19 protein-coding genes are annotated in these 20,001 nt (G+C 48.0%); all 19 read left to right on the forward strand.

The window, feature by feature from the left end; genetic code table 11:
* The first annotated feature begins 6 nt into the window (after window positions 1-6).
* The 19 genes from cdaA to GPL15_RS24970 all read left to right on the forward strand — a co-directional run bounded on the left by cdaA (window position 7) and on the right by GPL15_RS24970 (window position 19,899).
* Window positions 7-879: a diadenylate cyclase CdaA gene (gene cdaA, locus GPL15_RS24880; RefSeq protein ID WP_215701374.1), complete on the forward strand. Its 873-nt coding sequence runs from the start codon at window positions 7-9 to the stop codon at window positions 877-879.
* Window positions 857-2,176 carry a CdaR family protein gene (locus GPL15_RS24885; RefSeq protein ID WP_215701375.1) on the forward strand — a complete coding sequence of 440 codons (1,320 nt, stop codon included), beginning with the start codon at window positions 857-859 and terminating at the stop codon, window positions 2,174-2,176. Before cdaA ends, GPL15_RS24885 begins: the two co-directional genes overlap by 23 nt.
* A 37-nt stretch (window positions 2,177-2,213) precedes the next feature.
* Window positions 2,214-2,477 (forward strand): HPr family phosphocarrier protein, encoded by a 264-nt coding sequence (locus GPL15_RS24890; protein ID WP_215701376.1) that lies wholly within the window; start codon window positions 2,214-2,216, stop codon window positions 2,475-2,477.
* 37 nt (window positions 2,478-2,514) lie between these two features.
* Window positions 2,515-4,227: a phosphoenolpyruvate--protein phosphotransferase gene (gene ptsP / locus GPL15_RS24895; RefSeq protein ID WP_215701377.1), complete on the forward strand. Its 1,713-nt coding sequence runs from the start codon at window positions 2,515-2,517 to the stop codon at window positions 4,225-4,227.
* Between the two features lie 19 nt (window positions 4,228-4,246).
* The gene (locus GPL15_RS24900) at window positions 4,247-5,530 is read left to right on the forward strand and encodes an O-antigen polymerase (protein ID WP_215701378.1); all 1,284 of its coding nucleotides are present in this window, start codon (window positions 4,247-4,249) and stop codon (window positions 5,528-5,530) included.
* 80 nt (window positions 5,531-5,610) lie between these two features.
* A complete protein-coding gene (locus GPL15_RS24905) occupies window positions 5,611-6,798 on the forward strand; it encodes a pyridoxal phosphate-dependent aminotransferase (RefSeq protein ID WP_215701379.1) in 1,188 nt (395 codons plus the stop codon).
* A 15-nt stretch (window positions 6,799-6,813) separates the two neighbouring features.
* On the forward strand, window positions 6,814-7,875 hold the full coding sequence (hisC, locus tag GPL15_RS24910; RefSeq protein ID WP_215701380.1) for a histidinol-phosphate transaminase: 1,062 nt from the start codon (window positions 6,814-6,816) through the stop codon (window positions 7,873-7,875).
* A 260-nt stretch (window positions 7,876-8,135) separates the two neighbouring features.
* The gene (gene ytvI, locus GPL15_RS24915) at window positions 8,136-9,257 is read left to right on the forward strand and encodes a sporulation integral membrane protein YtvI (protein ID WP_215701381.1); all 1,122 of its coding nucleotides are present in this window, start codon (window positions 8,136-8,138) and stop codon (window positions 9,255-9,257) included.
* 86 nt (window positions 9,258-9,343) lie between these two features.
* Window positions 9,344-10,711, forward strand: a complete 1,368-nt coding sequence (locus GPL15_RS24920) for an MATE family efflux transporter (RefSeq protein WP_215701382.1) — start codon at window positions 9,344-9,346, stop codon at window positions 10,709-10,711.
* A gap of 306 nt (window positions 10,712-11,017) precedes the next feature.
* Window positions 11,018-11,398, forward strand: a complete 381-nt coding sequence (locus GPL15_RS24925; protein ID WP_215701383.1) for a metalloregulator ArsR/SmtB family transcription factor — start codon at window positions 11,018-11,020, stop codon at window positions 11,396-11,398.
* A 45-nt stretch (window positions 11,399-11,443) separates the two neighbouring features.
* Window positions 11,444-11,668, forward strand: a complete 225-nt coding sequence (locus tag GPL15_RS24930) for a cation transporter (protein ID WP_215701384.1) — start codon at window positions 11,444-11,446, stop codon at window positions 11,666-11,668.
* A gap of 17 nt (window positions 11,669-11,685) precedes the next feature.
* Complete coding sequence (locus GPL15_RS24935; RefSeq protein ID WP_215701385.1) at window positions 11,686-13,560, forward strand: heavy metal translocating P-type ATPase; 1,875 nt, start codon at window positions 11,686-11,688, stop codon at window positions 13,558-13,560.
* Between the two features lie 234 nt (window positions 13,561-13,794).
* Entirely contained in the window at window positions 13,795-15,132 is a 1,338-nt protein-coding gene (gene glnA / locus GPL15_RS24940) for a type I glutamate--ammonia ligase (protein ID WP_215701386.1), read from the forward strand.
* A gap of 43 nt (window positions 15,133-15,175) precedes the next feature.
* Window positions 15,176-15,724: an ANTAR domain-containing protein gene (locus GPL15_RS24945; protein ID WP_215701387.1), complete on the forward strand. Its 549-nt coding sequence runs from the start codon at window positions 15,176-15,178 to the stop codon at window positions 15,722-15,724.
* A 23-nt stretch (window positions 15,725-15,747) separates the two neighbouring features.
* A complete protein-coding gene (dapF, locus tag GPL15_RS24950) occupies window positions 15,748-16,551 on the forward strand; it encodes a diaminopimelate epimerase (protein ID WP_215701388.1) in 804 nt (267 codons plus the stop codon).
* Window positions 16,552-16,721: 170 nt separating this feature from the next.
* Window positions 16,722-17,162 (forward strand): Lrp/AsnC family transcriptional regulator, encoded by a 441-nt coding sequence (locus GPL15_RS24955; protein WP_215701389.1) that lies wholly within the window; start codon window positions 16,722-16,724, stop codon window positions 17,160-17,162.
* Window positions 17,163-17,267: 105 nt separating this feature from the next.
* The gene (locus GPL15_RS24960; protein WP_215701390.1) at window positions 17,268-18,038 is read left to right on the forward strand and encodes an N-acetylmuramoyl-L-alanine amidase; all 771 of its coding nucleotides are present in this window, start codon (window positions 17,268-17,270) and stop codon (window positions 18,036-18,038) included.
* 282 nt (window positions 18,039-18,320) lie between these two features.
* A complete protein-coding gene (locus GPL15_RS24965) occupies window positions 18,321-18,953 on the forward strand; it encodes a cytidylate kinase-like family protein (protein WP_252198613.1) in 633 nt (210 codons plus the stop codon).
* Between the two features lie 91 nt (window positions 18,954-19,044).
* Entirely contained in the window at window positions 19,045-19,899 is an 855-nt protein-coding gene (locus tag GPL15_RS24970) for a DUF368 domain-containing protein (RefSeq protein WP_215701391.1), read from the forward strand.
* Window positions 19,900-20,001: the final 102 nt, after the last annotated feature.

Here is a 20,001-nt window from a genome sequence, read left to right on the forward strand (position 1 = left end):
GAAAACATGGCGGATCTTGTAAGCGTCTTGTATTCCTGGCTGTCGTTTCTGCCAAGGATTACCAAGACGAATTTTCTGGAGATTGCAATTATAGCATTTCTGGTTTACGAAGTGCTTTTTTGGATAAAAAATACAAGAGCGTGGACACTGTTAAAGGGTCTGGTTGTTATAATGGCGTTTACCTTGTTTGCTGCCGTGTTGAGACTGGATACGATTTTGTGGATACTGGAAAAGACAGCGACAATAGCGACAACTGCTCTGATTATTATATTTCAGCCGGAACTCCGTAAGGCATTGGAACAGCTTGGGAGCAAGAATCTGATCACCGGCATTTTGTCCTTTGACGACGGAAAGGCTGATTTGGGCTTTACGGAAAAAACGGTGAATGAGCTTGTAAAGGCCACGTTTGAACTGGCAAAAGTGAAAACGGGCGCTCTGATGGTGATTGAACGGGGTGTTTCTTTAAAGGAGATCGAACGTACGGGAATCGAGATCAACGGACTGATTACCAGCCAGCTTCTGATCAATATTTTTGAGCACAACACGCCCCTTCATGACGGAGCCGTGGTGATCCGGGGCAACAGGATCGTGGCTGCTACCTGTTACCTGCCTTTATCGGACAACACCAGCATCAGCAAAGCGCTGGGCACCAGGCACAGGGCTGCCGTTGGCGTCAGTGAAGTGACGGACAGCTTAACCATCGTCGTGTCGGAAGAGACAGGAAGGGTGAGCCTGGCCGAAGGCGGGGAGCTGAGGCGGATTAACGATGCCGAAGTGCTGAGAAAGGCATTGGCCGGAATCGAACAGCAGGAAGAGAGCAGCAGTAGATTTAAGATTTGGAAGGGAAGGCTGAAGAATGAAAGAAAGGCTGACAAATAATCTGGGCTTAAAAGTTCTCTCCATATTTCTGGCCTTCTTCGTATGGCTGATCGTGGTAAATGTTTCCAACCCTGTGGTTCAGAGAAGCAAGGAAGTCACAGTGGATGTAATCAATGAAGAGGTGCTTTCCGCGAAACAGCTCACTTACGAGATCGTGGGAAAAAGCAAAGTAACGGTTTCCTATGAAGTGAGGACGAGGGACGCATATAAGATATCCACATCGGATTTTCACGTTTATGCCGATCTGGCCGAACTCTATGATGTGACAGGGTCTATACCGCTGAAAATAGAAGTGACCAACGAGGGCGCCAGATCGTTGCTGGAAGGGACGCCCACAACCAACCCCATGGTTATCAGGGTTGAAACAGAGGGAATCCAGAGAAAGAGATTTGATTTAGAGCCCAATGTGACAGGAACCCAGGAAGACGGATACGCGGTCGGATCGGCCGTTTTGAATCCGGATTATGTATACGTCAGAGGGCCGGAATCCCTGATCGGACAGATCAGTTCCGTAGGTATTCCGATCGAAATTGACAACGCCAATGCAGACGTGGAAGGAACTGCCGCGCCGGTTCTCTATGATGCCAACGGCAAAGAACTGGAGTTGGGAGAGAAAGTTACACTGAACCAGAATGCGATATCCTACCAGGTGCCCATCTTAAAGGTGAAAAACCTGAATCTGGATTTTGAAATCCAGGGCGAAGTGGCGGAAGGATATAAATATACAGGAGTGGAGTGCTCGCTGAACAGCGTGTCGGTAGTGGGCCTGAAATCCGCACTGGCATCCTACAGCACATTGATAATTCCAAAGGAAGAGCTGGATATTACAGGGCTTACGTCGGACAAGACGGTTGAGGTGGATCTGACTAAGTATCTGCCGGAAGGAATTACCATGATTGGAGATAACAAGACGGTCACCATTACGCTTAAAGTGGAAGCGCTGCAGAGCCGGAACATCAGGCTCGACCTTGCGGAGGTGGAGAAGACCGGTGAATCGGAAGATAAGATTTATGTGTACAGCAGAACGTATTTGGATGTTGCCGTCCGGGGGCTGTCGGAAGATTTGGACAGCCTGACGGCGGCTGACCTTCATGCGTCGCTGAATCTGGAGAATTTAGTGGACGGAACGAATGAGGGAATTTTATCCTTCCAGGTGGGAACTGCCTATGAGGTGATGTCCTACAGTGAATTTGAAATCACTGTCTCTTCCAAAAATGACGAGGAACCGTCAGAAGGGGAGACATCGGAAGGAAGCTCTGAAACTGAGACCACAGAATCTCAAAGCGAAGGGCAGTAACATATTAGAATCAGATAGAGGATTGGGGGAAAAACCTATGGTAAGTGCAAAAGTGACAATTAAAAATCCTACAGGGCTTCATTTAAGACCGGCAGGCATCCTGTGCAAGGAGGCCATGCAGTTTAAAAGTTCCGTTAACTTTAAATTCAGAAACAGCACCAGCAACGCGAAAAGCGTTCTGAGCGTCCTTGGAGCATGTGTGAAGAATGGCGATGAAATCGAATTCGTATGCGACGGCGAGGACGAAGAGGAGGCATTGGCGGCTATGATTAAGGCAGTAGAAGACGGCCTTGGAGAGTAGCTTTCAATAAATATATAATTAATAAGGAGGACGCATTATGTATAAGGGAACTAATGCATCAGAAGGTATTGGCATCGGTAAAGCTGCCATTATCAAAGAACAGGAACTGGTAATCACACCGGATAAAGTGGCGGACACCGCCGCGGAGGTTTTGCGTTTTAAGGGGGCGCTTGACCAGACCATGAAGGAAACAAGCGAGCTGGCGGCTGATCTGGCTACCAGGGTAGGGGAGCAGGAAGCGGAGATCATGAACGGACATCTGATGCTTCTTTCCGATCCGATGCTGACCGGTGAAATTGAGAATGCGATCACAGGGGAGAGTGTTTGCAGCGAATTTGCCATCGAAACGGTATGCAATATGTATGCGGATATGTTCGCGTCCATGGACGATGAGCTGATGCAGCAGAGAGCCACCGATATGAGAGATATTAAGACCAGGATGCAGATGGTTTTAAAAGGGATTAAAGCGGTTGATATTTCAGCCCTGCCCGCAGGAAGCATTTTGGTTGCCAGGGATTTGACCCCTTCTATGACGGCGGGAATCAATCCGGATCATGTAACAGGTATTGTAACAGAGCTGGGCGGAAAGACTTCACACAGCGCAATTTTGGCCCGGGCCCTGGAAATTCCTGCTGTTGTGGCGGTAAACGGCATCATGGAGCAGATTAAGGATGGGGATCAGATCGTGCTGGACGGATCAGAAGGATGCGTATACGTGAATCCGGAAGAATCCGTAGTCGCAGAATATGCTGCAAAAGGCGAGATATTCAAAAAAGAGAAGAAGGAACTGGAATGCTACATCGGGAAACCTACGGTAACAAAGGACGGCGTCACTGTTGAAGTGGTGGCCAATATCGGACGTCCGGAGGATGTGGATAAGGTGCTCCAGTATGATGCGGAAGGCGTGGGCCTGTTCCGTACCGAGTTCCTCTTTATGGACAGGAACGCCATGCCTACGGAGGAAGAGCAGTTTGACGCATATAAGAAGGTGGCGGCAGCCCTTCAGGGAAAACCGGTTATCATCCGCACCCTGGATATCGGCGGTGACAAAGAGATTCCGTATATGGGGCTTGAAAAGGATGAAAACCCATTCCTGGGATACCGCGCGATCCGTTTCTGCCTGGACAGGAAAGAGGATATTTATAAACCCCAGCTGCGCGCCCTTCTGCGTGCAAGCGCATTTGGAAATATTAAGATCATGATTCCTATGGTCACCTGTATCGATGAATACAGAGAGGCCAAGGGCCTGATCGAAGAACTGAAAGCGGAACTGGACAGCCAGAATATTGCTTATAATAAAGAAATCCAGGTGGGCATTATGGTGGAAACTGCCGCAGCCTCTCTCATGGCGGATGTATTTGCCAAAGAAGTGGATTTCTTCAGCATAGGAACCAATGATCTGACCCAGTATACCATGTCGGTTGACCGTGGAAATGATAAAGTATCCTACCTCTATTCCACCTTTAACCCGGCAGTACTTAGAAGCATTAAACATGTGATCAGCTGCGCCAGAGAAGCCGGTATCATGGTGGGCATGTGCGGTGAAGCGGCCGGAGATCCGATGATGATCCCGCTGCTGCTGGCATTTGGCCTGAATGAGTTCAGCATGAGCGCGTCTTCTGTGCTGAGAGCCAGAAAGCTGATCAGCAATTACAGCATGGAAGAATTAAAGGCTGTTGCGGACAAAGCCATGAGCTTTGCAACCGCAAAAGAAGTAGAAGAATTTATGACAGAATTTGTCAGCAAATAATATAAAGGATAAAGGCAGTATGATAGTATATCTGATTTGTTACGTTGCAAGCTTTATTTTGTCAAGGAGCGGACATTACTATATGTCAGGGGCAGCGCTGATGGCAGCAGCGCTGTTCCTCTATGCCTTGGATTACAGGCGGACGGGCAATCTGATACATCTGAGGGCTTTGTTTTCCCTGTTCTGGGTTGGCGGACAGGGGATTTCCTGTTTAAAGCTCAGTTCGTTGCAGACGGACTGGGCTTTTGAAACGTGGGCCTGCTTTTTAGCGGCCTTTGCAGGATTTTGGATTACTTATGAGATTTTAGACAAGAAAAGACGGAGATACAGAGAACGGATTACCTACAGAAACCGTACTATGAGAGCGAGGGCTGCCACCTTTGACTGTATGGTTGTGATTACGGTGCTGTCTTCGGCGGCATTTCTGTTTGAAGCTGTGGTGCTGGGATACATCCCGTTTTTTCTCAGGGGGGTTCCCCATGCTTATTCTGAATTCCATATAACCGGGGTGCATTACTTTACCGTGTCCTGCGTGCTGGTTCCCGCTTTAACGGTCATCTATTTTATGGGAGAGCGGGGCAGGGCGGAGCGGAAAAAATGCATCGCGATCTGGACCATGACGGTGATTTCCCTGTTGATTCCCATCTTATGCGTGTCCAGATTCCAGTTGATTTTAGCGGTTGCGCTGGCTGTTTTCACATATATATCCATCCAGGGCAGGTTCCGTCTGATCCATGGAGTGGTTCTGGTGGTTTTGATGGTGCCTCTCTATGTGCTTCTGACCATAGCCAGAAGCCATGATGTGGCATATTTAAACGGGATTTTTGAGATGAAAAACAGCAGCATGCCTATTTTTGTCACACAGCCCTATATGTACATCGCCAATAATTATGAGAATTTTAACTGCCTGGTGGAACTTCTGCCGGAGCATACCTGGGGGCTTAAAATGCTGTTTCCGGTATGGGCATTGACCGGCCTGAAATTCCTTGTCCCGTCCCTGGTGAATTTTCCGATTTATGTGGATAAAGCGGAGCTGACTACGGTGACCCTGTTCTACGATTCCTATTATGACTTTGGAATCCTGGGGGTCCTGCTGTTTTCCTGTCTTTTGGGCCTGGCCGCGTATCTGCTGATGAAGGCCATACCCAGGATGAAGAATCCGGCTGGCTATCTGCTGTATTCCCAGATGGCGGCTTATATGATGCTGTCTTTCTTTACCACATGGTTCAGCAATCCGGCAACCTGGTTCTATCTGGCGATGACGGCGGCCATTGGGCTGTACTGTTCCTGGAAAGGCCATTAAACGTGAAAAAGGCTGGACGGCCGGTAAACTGAGTGGTATGATAGGGAACAATAAAGAATTTAAGAGGAGGAAGATAGATCATGATTTCAGAAAAGATGAAACCACTGGTGCAGAACAATTCTGCTATCCGGGCGATGTTTGAAGAAGGAAAGCGTCTGGCCGGCATCTATGGTGCGGAGAACGTTTACGATTTCAGTCTGGGCAATCCCAACGTTCCGGCCCCGGAATGCGTAAAACAGGCGATTATTGATATTTTAAATGAGGAAGATTCTACATTTGTCCATGGCTACATGAGCAATGCCGGATTTGAAGACGTGAGGACGGCCATTGCGGATTCCTTAAACCGCAGGTTCGGGACTGCGTTTCATTTGAATAATATTATCATGACGGTAGGAGCGGCCAGCGGCCTCAATATCATTTTAAAGACGGTTTTGAATCCCGGGGACCAGGTGATCGCATTCGCTCCTTATTTTGTGGAATATGGCAGCTATACGAGAAATTATGATGGGGAGCTGGTTGTTGTTTCTCCTGATACGGAGACATTTCAGCCCAATCTGGCCGAATTTGAAGAGAAAATTAATGAAAAGACCAAAGCAGTCATCATCAATACGCCCAATAATCCCACCGGCGTGGTATATTCCGCCGCAACATTAACGAAGATCGGTGAGATTCTGGACCGTAAGGAAAAGGAGACCGGACATCCGATATTCCTGATTTCAGACGAGCCTTACAGAGAGCTGGCCTATGACGGAGTGGAAGTTCCCTATGTGACCAAGTACTATCACAATACGGTGATCTGTTATTCATACAGCAAGTCCCTTTCCCTGCCGGGAGAGAGAATCGGATATCTGGTGATTCCGGATGAACTGACGGACAGCGGGGAAGTGTTTGCCGCTGCTACCATCGCAAACCGGGTGCTGGGTTCTGTCAACGCGCCTTCCCTGATGCAGAGGGTGATCATGCGCTGTGTGGACGCGGAGGTGGATTTGGCCGCTTATGATAGAAACCGCAATTTGCTGTACAATGGATTAAAGGACTGCGGTTTTGAATGCATCAAACCGGAAGGGGCGTTCTATCTGTTTGTAAAATCCCCGGTACCGGATGAAAAAGAGTTCTGTGAAGTGTGTAAGAAGCACAATGTATTAGTGGTTCCCGGCAGTTCTTTTGCGTGTCCGGGTTATGTGAGAATTGCCTATTGCGTATCTTATGACCGGATTGAACGTTCCCTGCCTGCATTCAGGAAGGTAGCGGAAGAATACGGATTATAGGTTAGGAGGCGGCCGATGAGTGCCTGGGAAGCTAATATCCGAAGGGTGGTTCCATATGTGCCGGGAGACCAGCCCAAAGGAGATAAACTGATAAAATTAAATACCAATGAAAACCCATATCCGCCGGCTCCCGGGGTTTTAAAAGCCCTGAAAGAGATGGATTATGACCGTTTCCGCAAATATCCGGATCCGGCCTGTTCCGTTCTGGTGGAAGCGCTGGCCGGTTATTATCATGTAAACCCGGACCAGGTTTTTACAGGGGTGGGTTCCGATGATGTGCTGGCTATGGCTTTTCTTACGTTTTTTAATTCGAAAAAGCCGGTGCTGTTTCCTGATATCACCTACTCTTTCTATGATGTGTGGGCGGATTTGTTCCGTATCCCTTATGAAACCATACCTTTGGACGAAGAGTTTTGCATTGTAAAGGAAGACTATTACAGGGAAAATGGAGGGATTGTATTTCCGAATCCCAATGCGCCCACGGGAGTTCTAATGCCTCTTGATGAAGTGCGGGATATCATTTCCCATAATCAGGATGTCATCGTGATCGTGGATGAAGCATATATTGATTTTGGAGGACAATCCGCCCTGGAGCTTTTGGATGAGTTCAAAAACCTGCTGGTGGTTCAGACCTTCAGCAAATCCAGATCCATGGCGGGAATGAGGATTGGATTTGCCATCGGACATCCGGATTTGATTAAGGCGTTGAATGATGTGAAGTATTCCTATAATTCCTACACCATGAATATGCCGTCGCTGGTTTTAGGGACGGAAGCGGTGAAGGACGATGTCTATTTCCGCCAAACGCTTCAAAAGGTGACGGATACCAGGGAACGGGCTAAAATCCGTTTAAAAGAGCTGGGATTTGCTTTCCCGGATTCTTATTCCAATTTTATATTTGCAGCCCATGAAACGTGCCCGGCCGGGGAATTGTTTGAGGCTTTGAAGAAGGAGCAGATCTATGTCCGCTATTTTAACAAGCCCAGGCTGGATAATTATCTGAGGATCAGCATTGGAACGGATGAGGAGATGGAACAGCTGTATCAGTTCCTGGAAGAATATTTAAAAAACAGATAAGGGAACAAACTGAAAGATAAGGGGGCCGGGAAGGCCGGCACTTTACGGAGCCGGGCCTGCCGGGCCCTTTTTCTCCACAGGAAATTATGGATTCAGGCATAAAGCGGCCTGAACTTCTGAGTATAGGTGCTCTTTTGCAAAATGCAAAAATATTTATATAAATTTGTAACGCTTTCTTCATTGAAAAGAGGGTCAGGTGTTGTATAATGGAGATAAAGAAGTTGTCACAAGAATAATATCAATAGGAACAGGATGATGAGATGGAGACTGTTAAACATTACGCCAGAGTACTGCTGAACATTATAATTCCAATGATAACGATCTATCTGGTCTGCTTCTGGGGCCCTAAACTGCTTAAATTTTTTATGCCTTTCGTGATTGGATGGATTATAGCCATGATCGCCAACCCGCTGGTCCGTTTTCTGGAAAACAGGGTGAGGATTGTAAGGAAACTGAGTTCTGCCCTTATCGTGGTATCGGTGCTGGCCCTGGTGATCGGCGCCATTTATCTGGTCATATCCAAGCTGATTGTAGAGGGGGCGAGTTTTATAAAGGATCTTCCCGCTCTGTATGATACGGCCAGCCAGGAACTGCATCAGGCTTTTTTGCGGATGGATCATCTGTTTATCCGCCTTCCAAACGGCATACAGGATACTTTAAACCAGTTCAGTGAGAACATAGGAGAGTATTTGAATCTGGCGGTACAGAAGATCGCATCGCCCACCGTGACCATGGCCGGAAACGTGGCAAAGGGCATACCGGGAGCTTTGGTGAATTCCATTATCACCATTTTATCTTCCTATATGTTCATTGCAGAGCGGGACAGGATCGTGGAATTCTGGAAGAAATACGCCCCTAAATGGAGTTCGAAATATGTTTCACTGCTGAGAAATGATATCAAGCGCCTGATCGGGGGATATTTTGCCGCCCAGGCTAAGATCATGCTGGTGGTCGCTTTTATTCTATTCGCCGGATTCTTTGTATTGGGCGTGAATTATGCGTTTTTACTGGCTCTTTTGATTGCATTTTTGGATTTTCTGCCTCTGTTTGGGACAGGGACGGCGCTGATTCCCTGGGCTGTGGTCAAACTGCTTTCAGGAGAATATGCGTTTGCGGCCGGGCTTGCCCTTCTCTATGTGCTCACCCAGGTGGTGCGCCAGGTGATACAGCCTAAAATCGTAGGGGATACCATGGGCGTCCCTCCGCTGTGGACATTGTTCTTTTTGTATATTGGATTTAAATTCAGCGGAATTTCCGGCATGATTCTGGCGGTTCCGGTGGGAATGTTATTTTTGAACCTGTATGAACACGGGGCTTTTGATTCTATGATTGACAATATCAGGATTTTAGTCCATGATATAGATGAATTCCGAAGAGGATAATAGCAGCCGTTCGGGCGGATAAGGGGGACGAGTGCAATCGCCCTGCATGGACGGAGAAGTCTCTGCAGGCTGCACGGCAGACAAAGATGAAACTGGAGAATAACTTAGACACTGACAATATGCGTGAACTGGTATGGAGACTGGCGTTTCCATCCATGCTGGCTCAGTTTGTCAGTGTTTTTTACAGCATTGTAGACAGAATGTACATAGGCAATATTAAAGAAATAGGGGAAGTGGCTCTGGCCGGTGTGGGGATCTGCGGCCCAATTGTGACCCTGATCTCATCAGTGGCTTTTCTTGTGGGAATCGGAGGATCGCCGTTGATGAGCATCCGGCTGGGGGAGAAAAACGACAGGGCGGCCAGGCAGATTCTGGCCAACTGCTTTTTAACCCTTTCTGTGCTGGCAGTGGCCATTACCATTGGATCCATGATGATGAGACGCCATCTTCTCATGTGGTTCGGCGCCAGCGAGACCACCTTTGGCTATGCCAATGATTATCTGACCATTTATTTGCTGGGCACCGGGTTTGCCCTGCTGTCCACTGGTATGAACCAGTTTATTATCTGCCAGGGATTTGCCAAGGTGGGCATGAAATCCGTGGTGCTGGGCGCGGTCAGCAACATCATATTGGACCCGGTTTTTATATTCGCAATGAACATGGGAGTGCGGGGGGCCGCGGTCGCAACGGTGTTGTCCCAGATGGCGTCCTGCGCCTATGTCCTCCGGTTTTTGTTCAGTGACCGGATACCGATTAAAATCACCTTTGGAGGATATGATCTGCATATCATTAAACGGGTGCTGGTCATCGGCATGACGCCGTTTATCATCATCGCATTTGATAATATCCTGATTATATCGCTGAATACCGTAATCCAGCGGTATGGCGGCGTTGGGGAAGGGGACAGGCTTCTGACATGCGCTACCATCGTTCAGAGTTTCATGCTGATGGTCACCATGCCCCTTGGAGGGATAACCAGCGGGACACAGACCATATTGGGATATAATTACGGAGCCAGAAGGCCGGACCGGATAAAAAAAGCGGAGAAGCATATCTTTTTGCTGGGGGTTGTGTTTACGACGGTTATGTTCATCATTGCCCAGACGGTTCCTCAGTATTTTGTGCGGATTTTCACCAGGAACGAGGAGTATATTTCCCTGACGGTGTGGGCGATTAAAGTTTATACGCTGGGAATCATCCCTTTGGCCGCCCAATATACCATTGTGGACGGATTTACGGGAATGGGGATTTCCAAAGTTGCGATTACCCTGTCCACATTCCGAAAAATCGTGTTCTTTACCGGAGTATTTCTGATTCCGCCGTATTTGGGGATCACAAATGTGTTTTATACGGAACCGCTATCCGATTTTCTGGGCGCTGCGGTTTCAACCGTTATCTTTTTTATGGCATTTAAACGGATTGTGGAATCGCGGAAGGCCGTTGAGAGCAATTAGGATATTTCAGGGGTATTGCCTGTCCGGGGATTAAAATGGGGATTAAAAGGAAAAACAGCTTAAAAGCAGGAGACAGAAGACGGGAAACCGTATCTTCCAGTTTCCTGCTTTTTTTATGCTCTTTTTTATAGAAAATGTTGTTGACAAATTTTAAAAATGTGATAATATAAACATATGAACAGTTATTCATATGATGATTTGAAGCAACCATGTAATTGTTCAGAACGGCTCACCTTCTTGAATGGAAAAGCCGGTCAAGAAGCCGTCCTGAACGGCTGCGTATATATTATGAAAGCGAGGGAGTGTATGGCGGAGGATAGAAGAGATGATCTGGATTTTGAATCGGATTCCTGTGAATTTATGTATGTCCATGAAGAGATTGTGGACCGTGTGGTAAAGGTGATGCCGGATGAAGGCCAGCTTATGAACCTGGCGGAGTTTTTTAAGATATTCGGCGACTCCACCAGAATTAAGATTTTATATGTGCTGAGCCAGTCGGAGATGTGTGTGTGCGATATTGCGACCCTGCTTCAGATGGGGCAGTCAGCCATTTCCCATCAGTTGAGGGTGTTGAAGCAGATGCGCCTTGTGAAATTCAGGAGAGATGGGAAAACTGTATTTTACAGCCTGGCGGACGGCCATATCCAGACAATATTGGCCCAGGGTATGGAACATATTAACGAATAGAGAAAGAATAATAGAAGCCGCAGAGAGCGGGGAAAGAGGTTATTTATGAAAAAAGTGATTAAGTTAGAAGGATTATGCTGTGCAAACTGTGCGGCTAAGATTGAAGAAGGCGTTAAAAAGTTAAACGGAGTGAAGTCAGCCAGTTTAAGCTTTATGACACAGCGTCTGGTGATTGAAACGGAAGACGGAGAAGAGGAACGGATTGTGGACGCGGCCAGAGCGCTGGCTGGAAGGATTGAACCGGAAGCAGAATTTAAGGTAATACGGTAGACGGATTGGTGGACATTATGACGAAAAAACAGAAAAAGATGGTTGTGCGCCTGTTGGCCAGCGCGGTGCTTTTGATTATAGGATTTGTTATGGAGGACAGGAGTTCATTGGCCTGGATTCCATTTATTCTGTCCTATCTGTCGGCAGGCTATGACATCCCGCTTAAAGCAGCGCGCAATATTAAAAGCGGACAGATATTTGATGAAAACTTTTTGATGACAATCGCCACATTTGGCGCCATTGCAGTTGGGTCTTTGGAGGAAGCCGTAGCGGTTATGCTTTTCTACCAGGTGGGCGAATTGTTCAGCGACTACGCAGTCAATAAATCCAGAAAGTCCATTACGGATCTGATGGATATCAACCCGGAATATGCCAACCTTCTCAGAGACGGGAAGGAGGAACAAGTAGATCCCTATGAGGTGGAGATCGGAGACTTGATCGTTATAAAACCGGGAGAAAAAGTCCCGTTGGACGGAGTGATCACAAAGGGCAGTTCCAGCCTGGATACCAAGGCTTTAACAGGGGAATCCATGCCGGTTGAAGTTGGGGAAGGGGCCGATATTATCAGCGGTTCCATCAATTTAAACGGCGTGCTGGAAGTGAAAGTCACCAAGCTGTTTGATGATTCCACGGTTGCCAAGATTCTGGAACTGGTGGAGAACGCCAGCTCCAGAAAAGCGAAAGCAGAAGCGTTTATCACCAGGTTTGCAAGAGTTTATACGCCCATCGTGGTGGTTCTGGCCCTTGCGCTGGCGGTGATTCCGCCGCTTTTGCTGGGAGGGGAATGGTCGGTATGGGTTTACCGCGCCTGCAGTTTCCTGGTGGTTTCCTGTCCCTGTGCGCTGGTGATTTCAGTACCTTTAAGTTTCTTCGGCGGGTTGGGCGCAGCATCTAAAAATGGAATACTGATGAAGGGCAGCAACTATCTGGAGGCGGTTTCAACCCTGGATACGGTTGTGTTCGATAAGACGGGAACCCTGACCACAGGTAAATTTGAGGTGACAGGAGTGGAACCTGTGACCCTTACAAAAGAAGAGTTATTAAAGACAGCGGCCATGGGGGAATATTATTCCAATCATCCCATCGCCTTGTCGGTGAAAGAAGCCTATGGAGCGCCGGTTAATGGGGACGACATCGACAGCATAGAGGAGATTCCGGGCCGCGGAGTTCATGCTGTCCTGAAACTGGAAGGCAGGACAGAGGATATCTATATCGGCAACCAGACGATGATGAAGGAGCAGGGAGTGAATGCTTCGGTTCACCAAAACCTGATCGGCACGACCCTGTATCTGGCAAGGGGCAGCGAATATCTGGGAGCCATTATCATTTCCGATAAGATCCGGGAGGATGTGCCGGATGCGCTTGCAGGCCTTCGGCATCAGGGCGTGAAAAATCTGGTTATGCTGACCGGTGATAAGGAAGAAGTGGGGAAAGCAGTTGCGGATAAGCTGGGAATCAATCAAGTCTTCGGAAGCCTGCTTCCGGGAGATAAGGTTCATAAAGTGGAAGAACTGTTAAACCGTGAGCAGAGCGGCGGGACCCTTGCTTTTGTGGGAGACGGCATCAATGACGCACCTGTACTGGCCAGGGCCGATGTGGGAATCGCCATGGGCGGAATCGGTTCAGACGCTGCAGTGGAAGCTGCCGATGTGGTCATCATGAACGATGAACCGTCCAAAATCGTGGATGCTATACAGATTGCCAGAAAGACCATGGGAATCGTAAAGCAGAACATCATATTCGCCATCGGCGTGAAGATTCTGGTGCTGATTTTAGTGGCGTTCGGGTATGCTTCCATGTGGGCCGCGGTGTTCGGCGATGTGGGCGTTTCCGTACTGGCGATCCTAAACGCGATCCGCGCTTTGAATTATAAAAGGCAGCGTAGAGAATGAGGAGCTGCGTAACAGATCAGACTTGTCTGAGCTGTTACGCAGCCGCGCCGGAAGCTATCAATTTTTATGAGAAATTATTGACAAATGAAAAATCAACTGTTATATTTTACACATGGAGCGAGGGTGTTACATTTAAGGTCATTGTTTTATCAATGACCTTACTGAACACCCTTTTTTGATTTAAGGTTATTCTGCTGATTAAAATGCTGCTTGAGCGGCGGGATGGAGGAAAGAATGAGCAAATACAGTAAAGAGGATATTTTCCGCATGGTAGAGGAAGAGGATGTGGAGTTTATCCGGCTTCAGTTTACGGATATTTTCGGAATGCTTAAAAATGTGGCCATAACGGTCAGCCAGTTAAAAAAAGCCCTGGATAATAAATGTATGTTTGACGGATCGGCCATTGAAGGCTTTGTGAGGATCGAAGAATCCGACATGTACCTGTATCCTGATCTGGACACCTTTGAAGTATTCCCATGGAGGCCCCAGCAGGGAAAAGTCGCCCGGTTTATCTGTGATGTTTACCGGCCAAACCAGACCCCGTTTGAAGGCGATCCCCGGTATGTGCTGAAAAAAGTGATAAAGGAAGCCAAAGATATGGGCTTTACCTTTCATGTGGGGCCGGAATGCGAGTTCTTTTTATTCCACACGGATGAAGAGGGGCGGCCCACCACAAAAACCCATGAGATGGCCGGATATTTTGATGTGGGGCCCATCGATCTGGCGGAAAACGTGCGCAGGGATATTGTGCTGAACCTGGAAGATATGGGGTTTGAGATCGAGGCATCCCATCATGAGATTGCGCCCGCACAGCATGAGATCGATTTCCAGTATGCGGAATGCCTGGTGACTGCCGATAATATTATGACATTTAAGATGGCGGTAAAAACCATAGCGAAGCGCCACGGCCTTCATGCCACCTTTATGCCTAAGCCAAAAGCAGGTGTGAACGGTTCCGGCATGCATGTTAATATGTCTTTGGCGGATGAATTCGGCAATAATATATTTGAGGACAAGAATGACGCGTTGGGGCTGAGCAAAACGGCTTACCAGTTCCTGGCAGGCGTTCTGTATCATATGAAGGGAATGGCCATTTTAACCAATCCGCTGGTTAATTCCTATAAGAGGCTGATGCCGGGATATGACGCCCCGGTTTATATCGCCTGGTCGGCGAATTCCAACCGCAGCCCGTTGATCCGCATCCCCTGTTCCAGAGGTTCCAGCACCAGGCTGGAGTTAAGGAGCCCGGATTCCGCGGTAAATCCCTATCTGGCGCTGGCGGCGTGTCTGGCTGCCGGTCTGGACGGAATTAAAAAGGAGATGGTTCCTCCGGCCAGCGTCAATGAGAATATTTTTGACATGACGGAAGAAGAGCGGAGGGAGAGAGGGATTGAACAGCTCCCTGAAACCCTGGGAGAGGCTATTGACGCTTTCCGCGAAGATACGTTTTTCCAGGAGGTGCTGGGCAGACACATTTACACCAAGTATTTGGAAGCAAAAGAAGAGGAATGGCGTATTTTCCGCAGCCAGGTAACGGATTGGGAAATCGGGGAATACTTATATAAATTTTAAGCATGCCTGTTTCTTTTGATTTCGATTACTTGGAGGTGAGAATGTGACCAATGTGATAGTAGCATTTTCAAAGCCGGAAGATGCGAAAAGTATAAAAAATATACTGATGAGAAGTGGATTTCAAGTAATCGCTGTTTGTACATCCGGCGCGCAGGCGCTTAATTATGCAGATAGTCTGAATAGTGGGATCGTAGTCAGCGGATATCGGTTCGAAGATATGCAGTATCAGGAGCTGAAGGACTGCCTCCCGGGGGGATTTGAGATGTTGTTGGTTGCATCACCCAGCAGATGGGCCGGACATGAGCCGGAAGGGGTCGTCTGCCTTCCGATGCCGCTTAAAGTTCACGATCTTGTGAGCACGCTGGAAATGATGATTCAGGCCCAGACCAGGCGCAGGAAAAAGCAGAGACAGCAGCCGAAAGAGCGGAGTGAGGAAGAGGCGCGCCTGATCGCACAGGCCAAGGCGCTGTTAATGGAACGGAATAATATGACTGAAGCAGAAGCGCACAGATACATACAAAAGTGCAGCATGGACAGCGGAACCAATATGGTGGAAACTGCCCATATGGTGATAAGTTTAATCAATCTTTAGGATCTGTTAGAAATGAGGAGAATATGAAATTTACTAAAATGCAGGGAACCGGCAATGACTATGTCTATGTCAATTGTTTTGAAGAAGAGGTAAAGGAACCGGAAAAGACGGCTGTGATGGTCAGCGACCGCCATTTTGGCATCGGTTCCGACGGCCTGATTCTGATCTGCCCTTCCGATCTGGCGGACTGCCGGATGCGCATGTTTAATGAGGATGGTTCCGAAGGGACCATGTGCGGAAATGGAATCCGCTGTGTGGGAAAATATGTGTACGACCACGGGATTGTCAGGAAAAAGGAGATCCTTGTGGAGACGAAAGGCGGAATCAAACGATTGGAGCTGACAACAGACGGTGACCGGGTAACCAGCGTAAAGGTGGATATGGGCGTGCCGGAACTGACGTCAGAACTGCCGGAAAAAATTTCTGTATGTGGAAATGAATATGAGTTTACCGGCATTTCGGTTGGCAATCCCCATGCCGTCTATTTTGTTGAAGATACGGAAACGCTGGATCTTGAAAAGGACGGCCCATTTTTCGAACATCATCCCCGTTTTCCGGACCGGGTGAATTCTGAATTTGTCCAGCTCATAGACCGGACCCATATCAGGATGCGGGTCTGGGAGAGGGGAAGCGGAGAAACCTGGGCCTGCGGGACGGGAGCGACCGCCAGCGCGGTGGCCTGTGTCCTGATGGGATATACGGAACCGGTGGTGGAAGTGGCTTTAAAGGGCGGCAGTCTGATGATCGAATGGGACAAAGCGTCAAATCATGTTTATATGACCGGGCCGGCTGTTGAAGTGTTCAGTGGTGAAATAGAAATGCCATAAATAGCAGCTTCATGATAAAATTTCAATACGGCTTCAGAAAAATAAGGATTGACAACAGGAAAAGAAACAGTTATATTAATTTTTAGAAAAATATTAAGCGAAACGAGCAAAAGCGTTCGGACCCGGGTGGGTTCGCACGCTTTTTTTCTTTCATGGGAGGATACGGCAGTATGGATGATATCGATAGAAAAATACTTAAAATTTTGCAGGATAACGCTAGAACGTCATTGAAAACAATCGCGGAGAAGACATTTTTATCCTCTCCGGCAGTTTCGGCCAGGATTGAAAAGCTGGAAAAGGACGGGATTATCTCCGGATACCATGCGGTGGTGGATCCCATGAAGCTGGGATATCATATCATAGCCTTTATTAACCTGGATGTGATCCCGGAAGATAAGCCTAAGTTTTACGCATACGCCAGTGATGTTCCCAACGTGCTGGAATGCAGCTGTGTGACAGGGGATTATTCCATGCTTCTTAAAGTGGCATTTCAGAGCACAATGGAGCTGGATATATTCATCGGACAGCTCCAGAAATATGGAAAAACCAGCACTCAAATCGTGTTTTCCACCCATGTGGGGCCCCGGGGAGTGGATGTAAGGGAACAGTAAATGGCAACATTTTCCGGCTTTCACATACAGTAATAGTAAATAGAAGGTAACAGTTCAGACCTGTCTGAACTTTTACCATAGAAGTATGTGAAAGGAGCAGCATAAGTGGCAAAAAGGAAACGTGTAATTTTGGATGCCGGACACGGTGGAAGCGATCCCGGCGCTTCCTATAACGGCAGAAGAGAAAAGGATGATACATTAAACCTGGCATTGGCGGTTGGAAAAGCGCTTCAGGATCAGGATGTCAATGTTTTGTATACAAGAGTGGATGATACCTATGATACACCATTTGAGAAAGCGGCAATGGCAAATAAGGCGGAAGCGGATTATTTTATATCCCTTCACCGGAATGCAATGACTGCGCCCGGCACCGGATCAGGGGCGGAAAGCCTGGTCTTTGAAAATGCCGGAGCAGCGCGCATGCTGGCGGAAAATATCAATTCGGCTCTGGAAGAGGTGGGATTTTCCAACCTGGGAATCATTGAGAGGCCCGGCCTGGTCATCCTCCGCCGGACGAAAATGCCGTCGGTTTTAGTGGAAGTGGGCTTCATTGACAATGAGGCGGATAACCGTTTCTTTGACCGCAGGTTTGACGATATCGCGAAAGCGGTTGCGGCCGGTATTATGAAAACCATAGAAGAAGAGGAAGCCGCGCCGCCGGAATATTATCAGATCCAGACCGGAGCCTTCAGAAACAGGGAGCTGGCAGACCAGATGCTTGAACAGCTTCAGTCTGAGGGCTTCCCTGCATTTCTCGTATATGAAGACGACTTCTATAAGGTGAGGGTGGGAGCGTTCCTCAGTCTGGACAATGCGGCTCAGATGGAAAAAGCTTTGAGAGATTACGGGTATAATACGTTTATCGTATATGCATGACAGTTTTAGAACCGGCTTCTGCCTTTTCTTTATCCGACCTATTCTTTTATGGAAAATGTTTCCTCTGTATCGCGCTTATGGTATAATTATTATGTAACCGGTTGTTTCTCACGCGGACCGGAGAAGGGGGCTAGTGTAAAAAATGATCCTGATGGCTTATTTTTTACACCCAAATTTGTGCTGAAGCCACGAATTTGAAGCGCAGCTGAGAATCTGAAATTCCCAGCGCGTGCCTGCGCAGCGCAGCATTTGCGCAAAAACGCTCCGGCATGGAGGAAAATTATGGATGATAAGAAATTGATTATTACCATTGGCAGGCAGTATGGCAGCGGAGGACGGGAAGTCGGAAAGAAACTTGCAAAGGAACTTGACGTGGATTTCTATGATAAGAACATTCTGCGGATGGATTCCGATGAGAGCGGGATAAAGGAAAGCTATTTCCATCTGAACGATGAGAGGGCGGGGAATAAACTGCTCTACCGCATTATCAGCAGTCTGACCCCGGAAAAGGCGGCCCCATCTTACGGATCCGATCTGGTGACCGCAGATAACCTGTTCCGGTTCCAGTCCGCTGTGATTAAGAAGCTGGCTGCCGAGGAATCCTGTGTGATCATAGGGCGCTGCGCCGAATATGTGCTGGAAGGCATGGATGGTTTGGTGAGAGTGTTCCTATATGCCGATCTGGAAGCCAGGATAGCCCGCATCACGGAAAAAGAACTGTATGAACCTAAGGATGTGCTGAAGAATATAAAAAGGATTGATAAGGAACGGCGGGATTATCACCGTTATTATACCGGCAGAAGCTGGGAGGATTTTGATAATTACGACATCATTATCAATACTTCCAAGCTGGGAATTGACGGTACGGTGGAAACGCTGAAAAATTATTTAGCAGCCAGAGGTTATAATATCTGAAATTCCGCATAGAATAAGGCATCAATAAGATGCCTTATTTTTATGCACCCAAACCGGGATGCTGAAAATGGGCCGGGTTTGGAGGAGTGGGATGGAATATCTGAACGAAGTATTGAAAGGCATGATAATCGGCGTGGCCAACATTATGCCCGGTGTGAGCGGAAGCGCCCTGGCGGTTTCCATGGGAGTTTATGACCAGATACTGGGGGCGATTTCACGGGTTTTTACAGATACGAAAAAGAGCATAAAAACGCTTCTGCCCTATGTGATCGGCGCAGTGTCCGGAGTGCTGGGGCTGTCCTTTGTGATTGAGTGGCTGTTTGAAGTCTGGCCGCTTCAGACAAATCTGACATTTATTGGCCTGATTCTGGGCGGCATCCCTGCTGTGGCCAGAAGGGCAGTGAAAAAAGACGGCAGAAAATCGTCTTACCTCATTTTATTTGCGGCTTTTGCGCTGGCTGTTTTCATGGGCAGCATGGAACGGACAGAGGGGTTGGATGTGATTCTTACAATGAATGTAAAGCAGATCACAGTGCTGTACATACTGGGAATCGTAGGGGCTTTCAGCATGATTGTGCCAGGAGTGAGCGGAACCATGATCTTCATGATGCTGGGGTATTACAGGCCTCTGCTGGCTTTAATCAACGGATTTGTACGGGCTGCCGCCGCAGGCGATCTGGCGGGCGCATGGATCTGCAGCCAAAGGCTGATCCCTCTTGGGCTGGGGATCCTGACGGGGATGTTTTTATGTGCGAAAGTCCTTTTGTGGCTGTTTGAACGGTATGAAGCGGTCACGTACAGCGCGATTTTAGGTCTGGTGCTGTCTTCACCCATGGTGATTTTATCCGGCATCCCCTGGGCCAGTTTCCGGGCGCTGGATTTTGTGACGGGAATTGTGTTTTTTGCGGCGGCACTGTTTGTGACGCTGCGCTTTGAAGAGGAATGATTAATCTTTATTTAACATATTCGTGAAAGTAACGCCATGAATCCTGGGAATGGGGACGGACGGGGGTGGAGGCCTGCCCGGCGTCAAACCTCCAGGCAGGCC

The sequence above is a fragment of the Clostridium sp. MCC353 genome (assembly GCF_018785315.1).
Lineage (GTDB): Bacteria > Bacillota > Clostridia > Lachnospirales > Lachnospiraceae > CHH4-2.

What these genes read in the sequence shown, in the direction of transcription:
- cdaA (WP_215701374.1), top strand. Translation starts at nt 7, where the DNA reads ATGGCGGATCTTGTAAGCGTCTTGTATTCCTGGCTGTCGTTTCTGCCA.
- GPL15_RS24885 (WP_215701375.1), top strand. Translation starts at nt 857, where the DNA reads ATGAAAGAAAGGCTGACAAATAATCTGGGCTTAAAAGTTCTCTCCATA.
- GPL15_RS24890 (WP_215701376.1), top strand. Translation starts at nt 2,214, where the DNA reads ATGGTAAGTGCAAAAGTGACAATTAAAAATCCTACAGGGCTTCATTTA.
- ptsP (WP_215701377.1), top strand. Translation starts at nt 2,515, where the DNA reads ATGTATAAGGGAACTAATGCATCAGAAGGTATTGGCATCGGTAAAGCT.
- GPL15_RS24900 (WP_215701378.1), top strand. Translation starts at nt 4,247, where the DNA reads ATGATAGTATATCTGATTTGTTACGTTGCAAGCTTTATTTTGTCAAGG.
- GPL15_RS24905 (WP_215701379.1), top strand. Translation starts at nt 5,611, where the DNA reads ATGATTTCAGAAAAGATGAAACCACTGGTGCAGAACAATTCTGCTATC.
- hisC (WP_215701380.1), top strand. Translation starts at nt 6,814, where the DNA reads ATGAGTGCCTGGGAAGCTAATATCCGAAGGGTGGTTCCATATGTGCCG.
- ytvI (WP_215701381.1), top strand. Translation starts at nt 8,136, where the DNA reads ATGGAGACTGTTAAACATTACGCCAGAGTACTGCTGAACATTATAATT.
- GPL15_RS24920 (WP_215701382.1), top strand. Translation starts at nt 9,344, where the DNA reads ATGAAACTGGAGAATAACTTAGACACTGACAATATGCGTGAACTGGTA.
- GPL15_RS24925 (WP_215701383.1), top strand. Translation starts at nt 11,018, where the DNA reads ATGGCGGAGGATAGAAGAGATGATCTGGATTTTGAATCGGATTCCTGT.
- GPL15_RS24930 (WP_215701384.1), top strand. Translation starts at nt 11,444, where the DNA reads ATGAAAAAAGTGATTAAGTTAGAAGGATTATGCTGTGCAAACTGTGCG.
- GPL15_RS24935 (WP_215701385.1), top strand. Translation starts at nt 11,686, where the DNA reads ATGACGAAAAAACAGAAAAAGATGGTTGTGCGCCTGTTGGCCAGCGCG.
- glnA (WP_215701386.1), top strand. Translation starts at nt 13,795, where the DNA reads ATGAGCAAATACAGTAAAGAGGATATTTTCCGCATGGTAGAGGAAGAG.
- dapF (WP_215701388.1), top strand. Translation starts at nt 15,748, where the DNA reads ATGAAATTTACTAAAATGCAGGGAACCGGCAATGACTATGTCTATGTC.
- GPL15_RS24955 (WP_215701389.1), top strand. Translation starts at nt 16,722, where the DNA reads ATGGATGATATCGATAGAAAAATACTTAAAATTTTGCAGGATAACGCT.
- GPL15_RS24965 (WP_252198613.1), top strand. Translation starts at nt 18,321, where the DNA reads ATGGATGATAAGAAATTGATTATTACCATTGGCAGGCAGTATGGCAGC.
- GPL15_RS24970 (WP_215701391.1), top strand. Translation starts at nt 19,045, where the DNA reads ATGGAATATCTGAACGAAGTATTGAAAGGCATGATAATCGGCGTGGCC.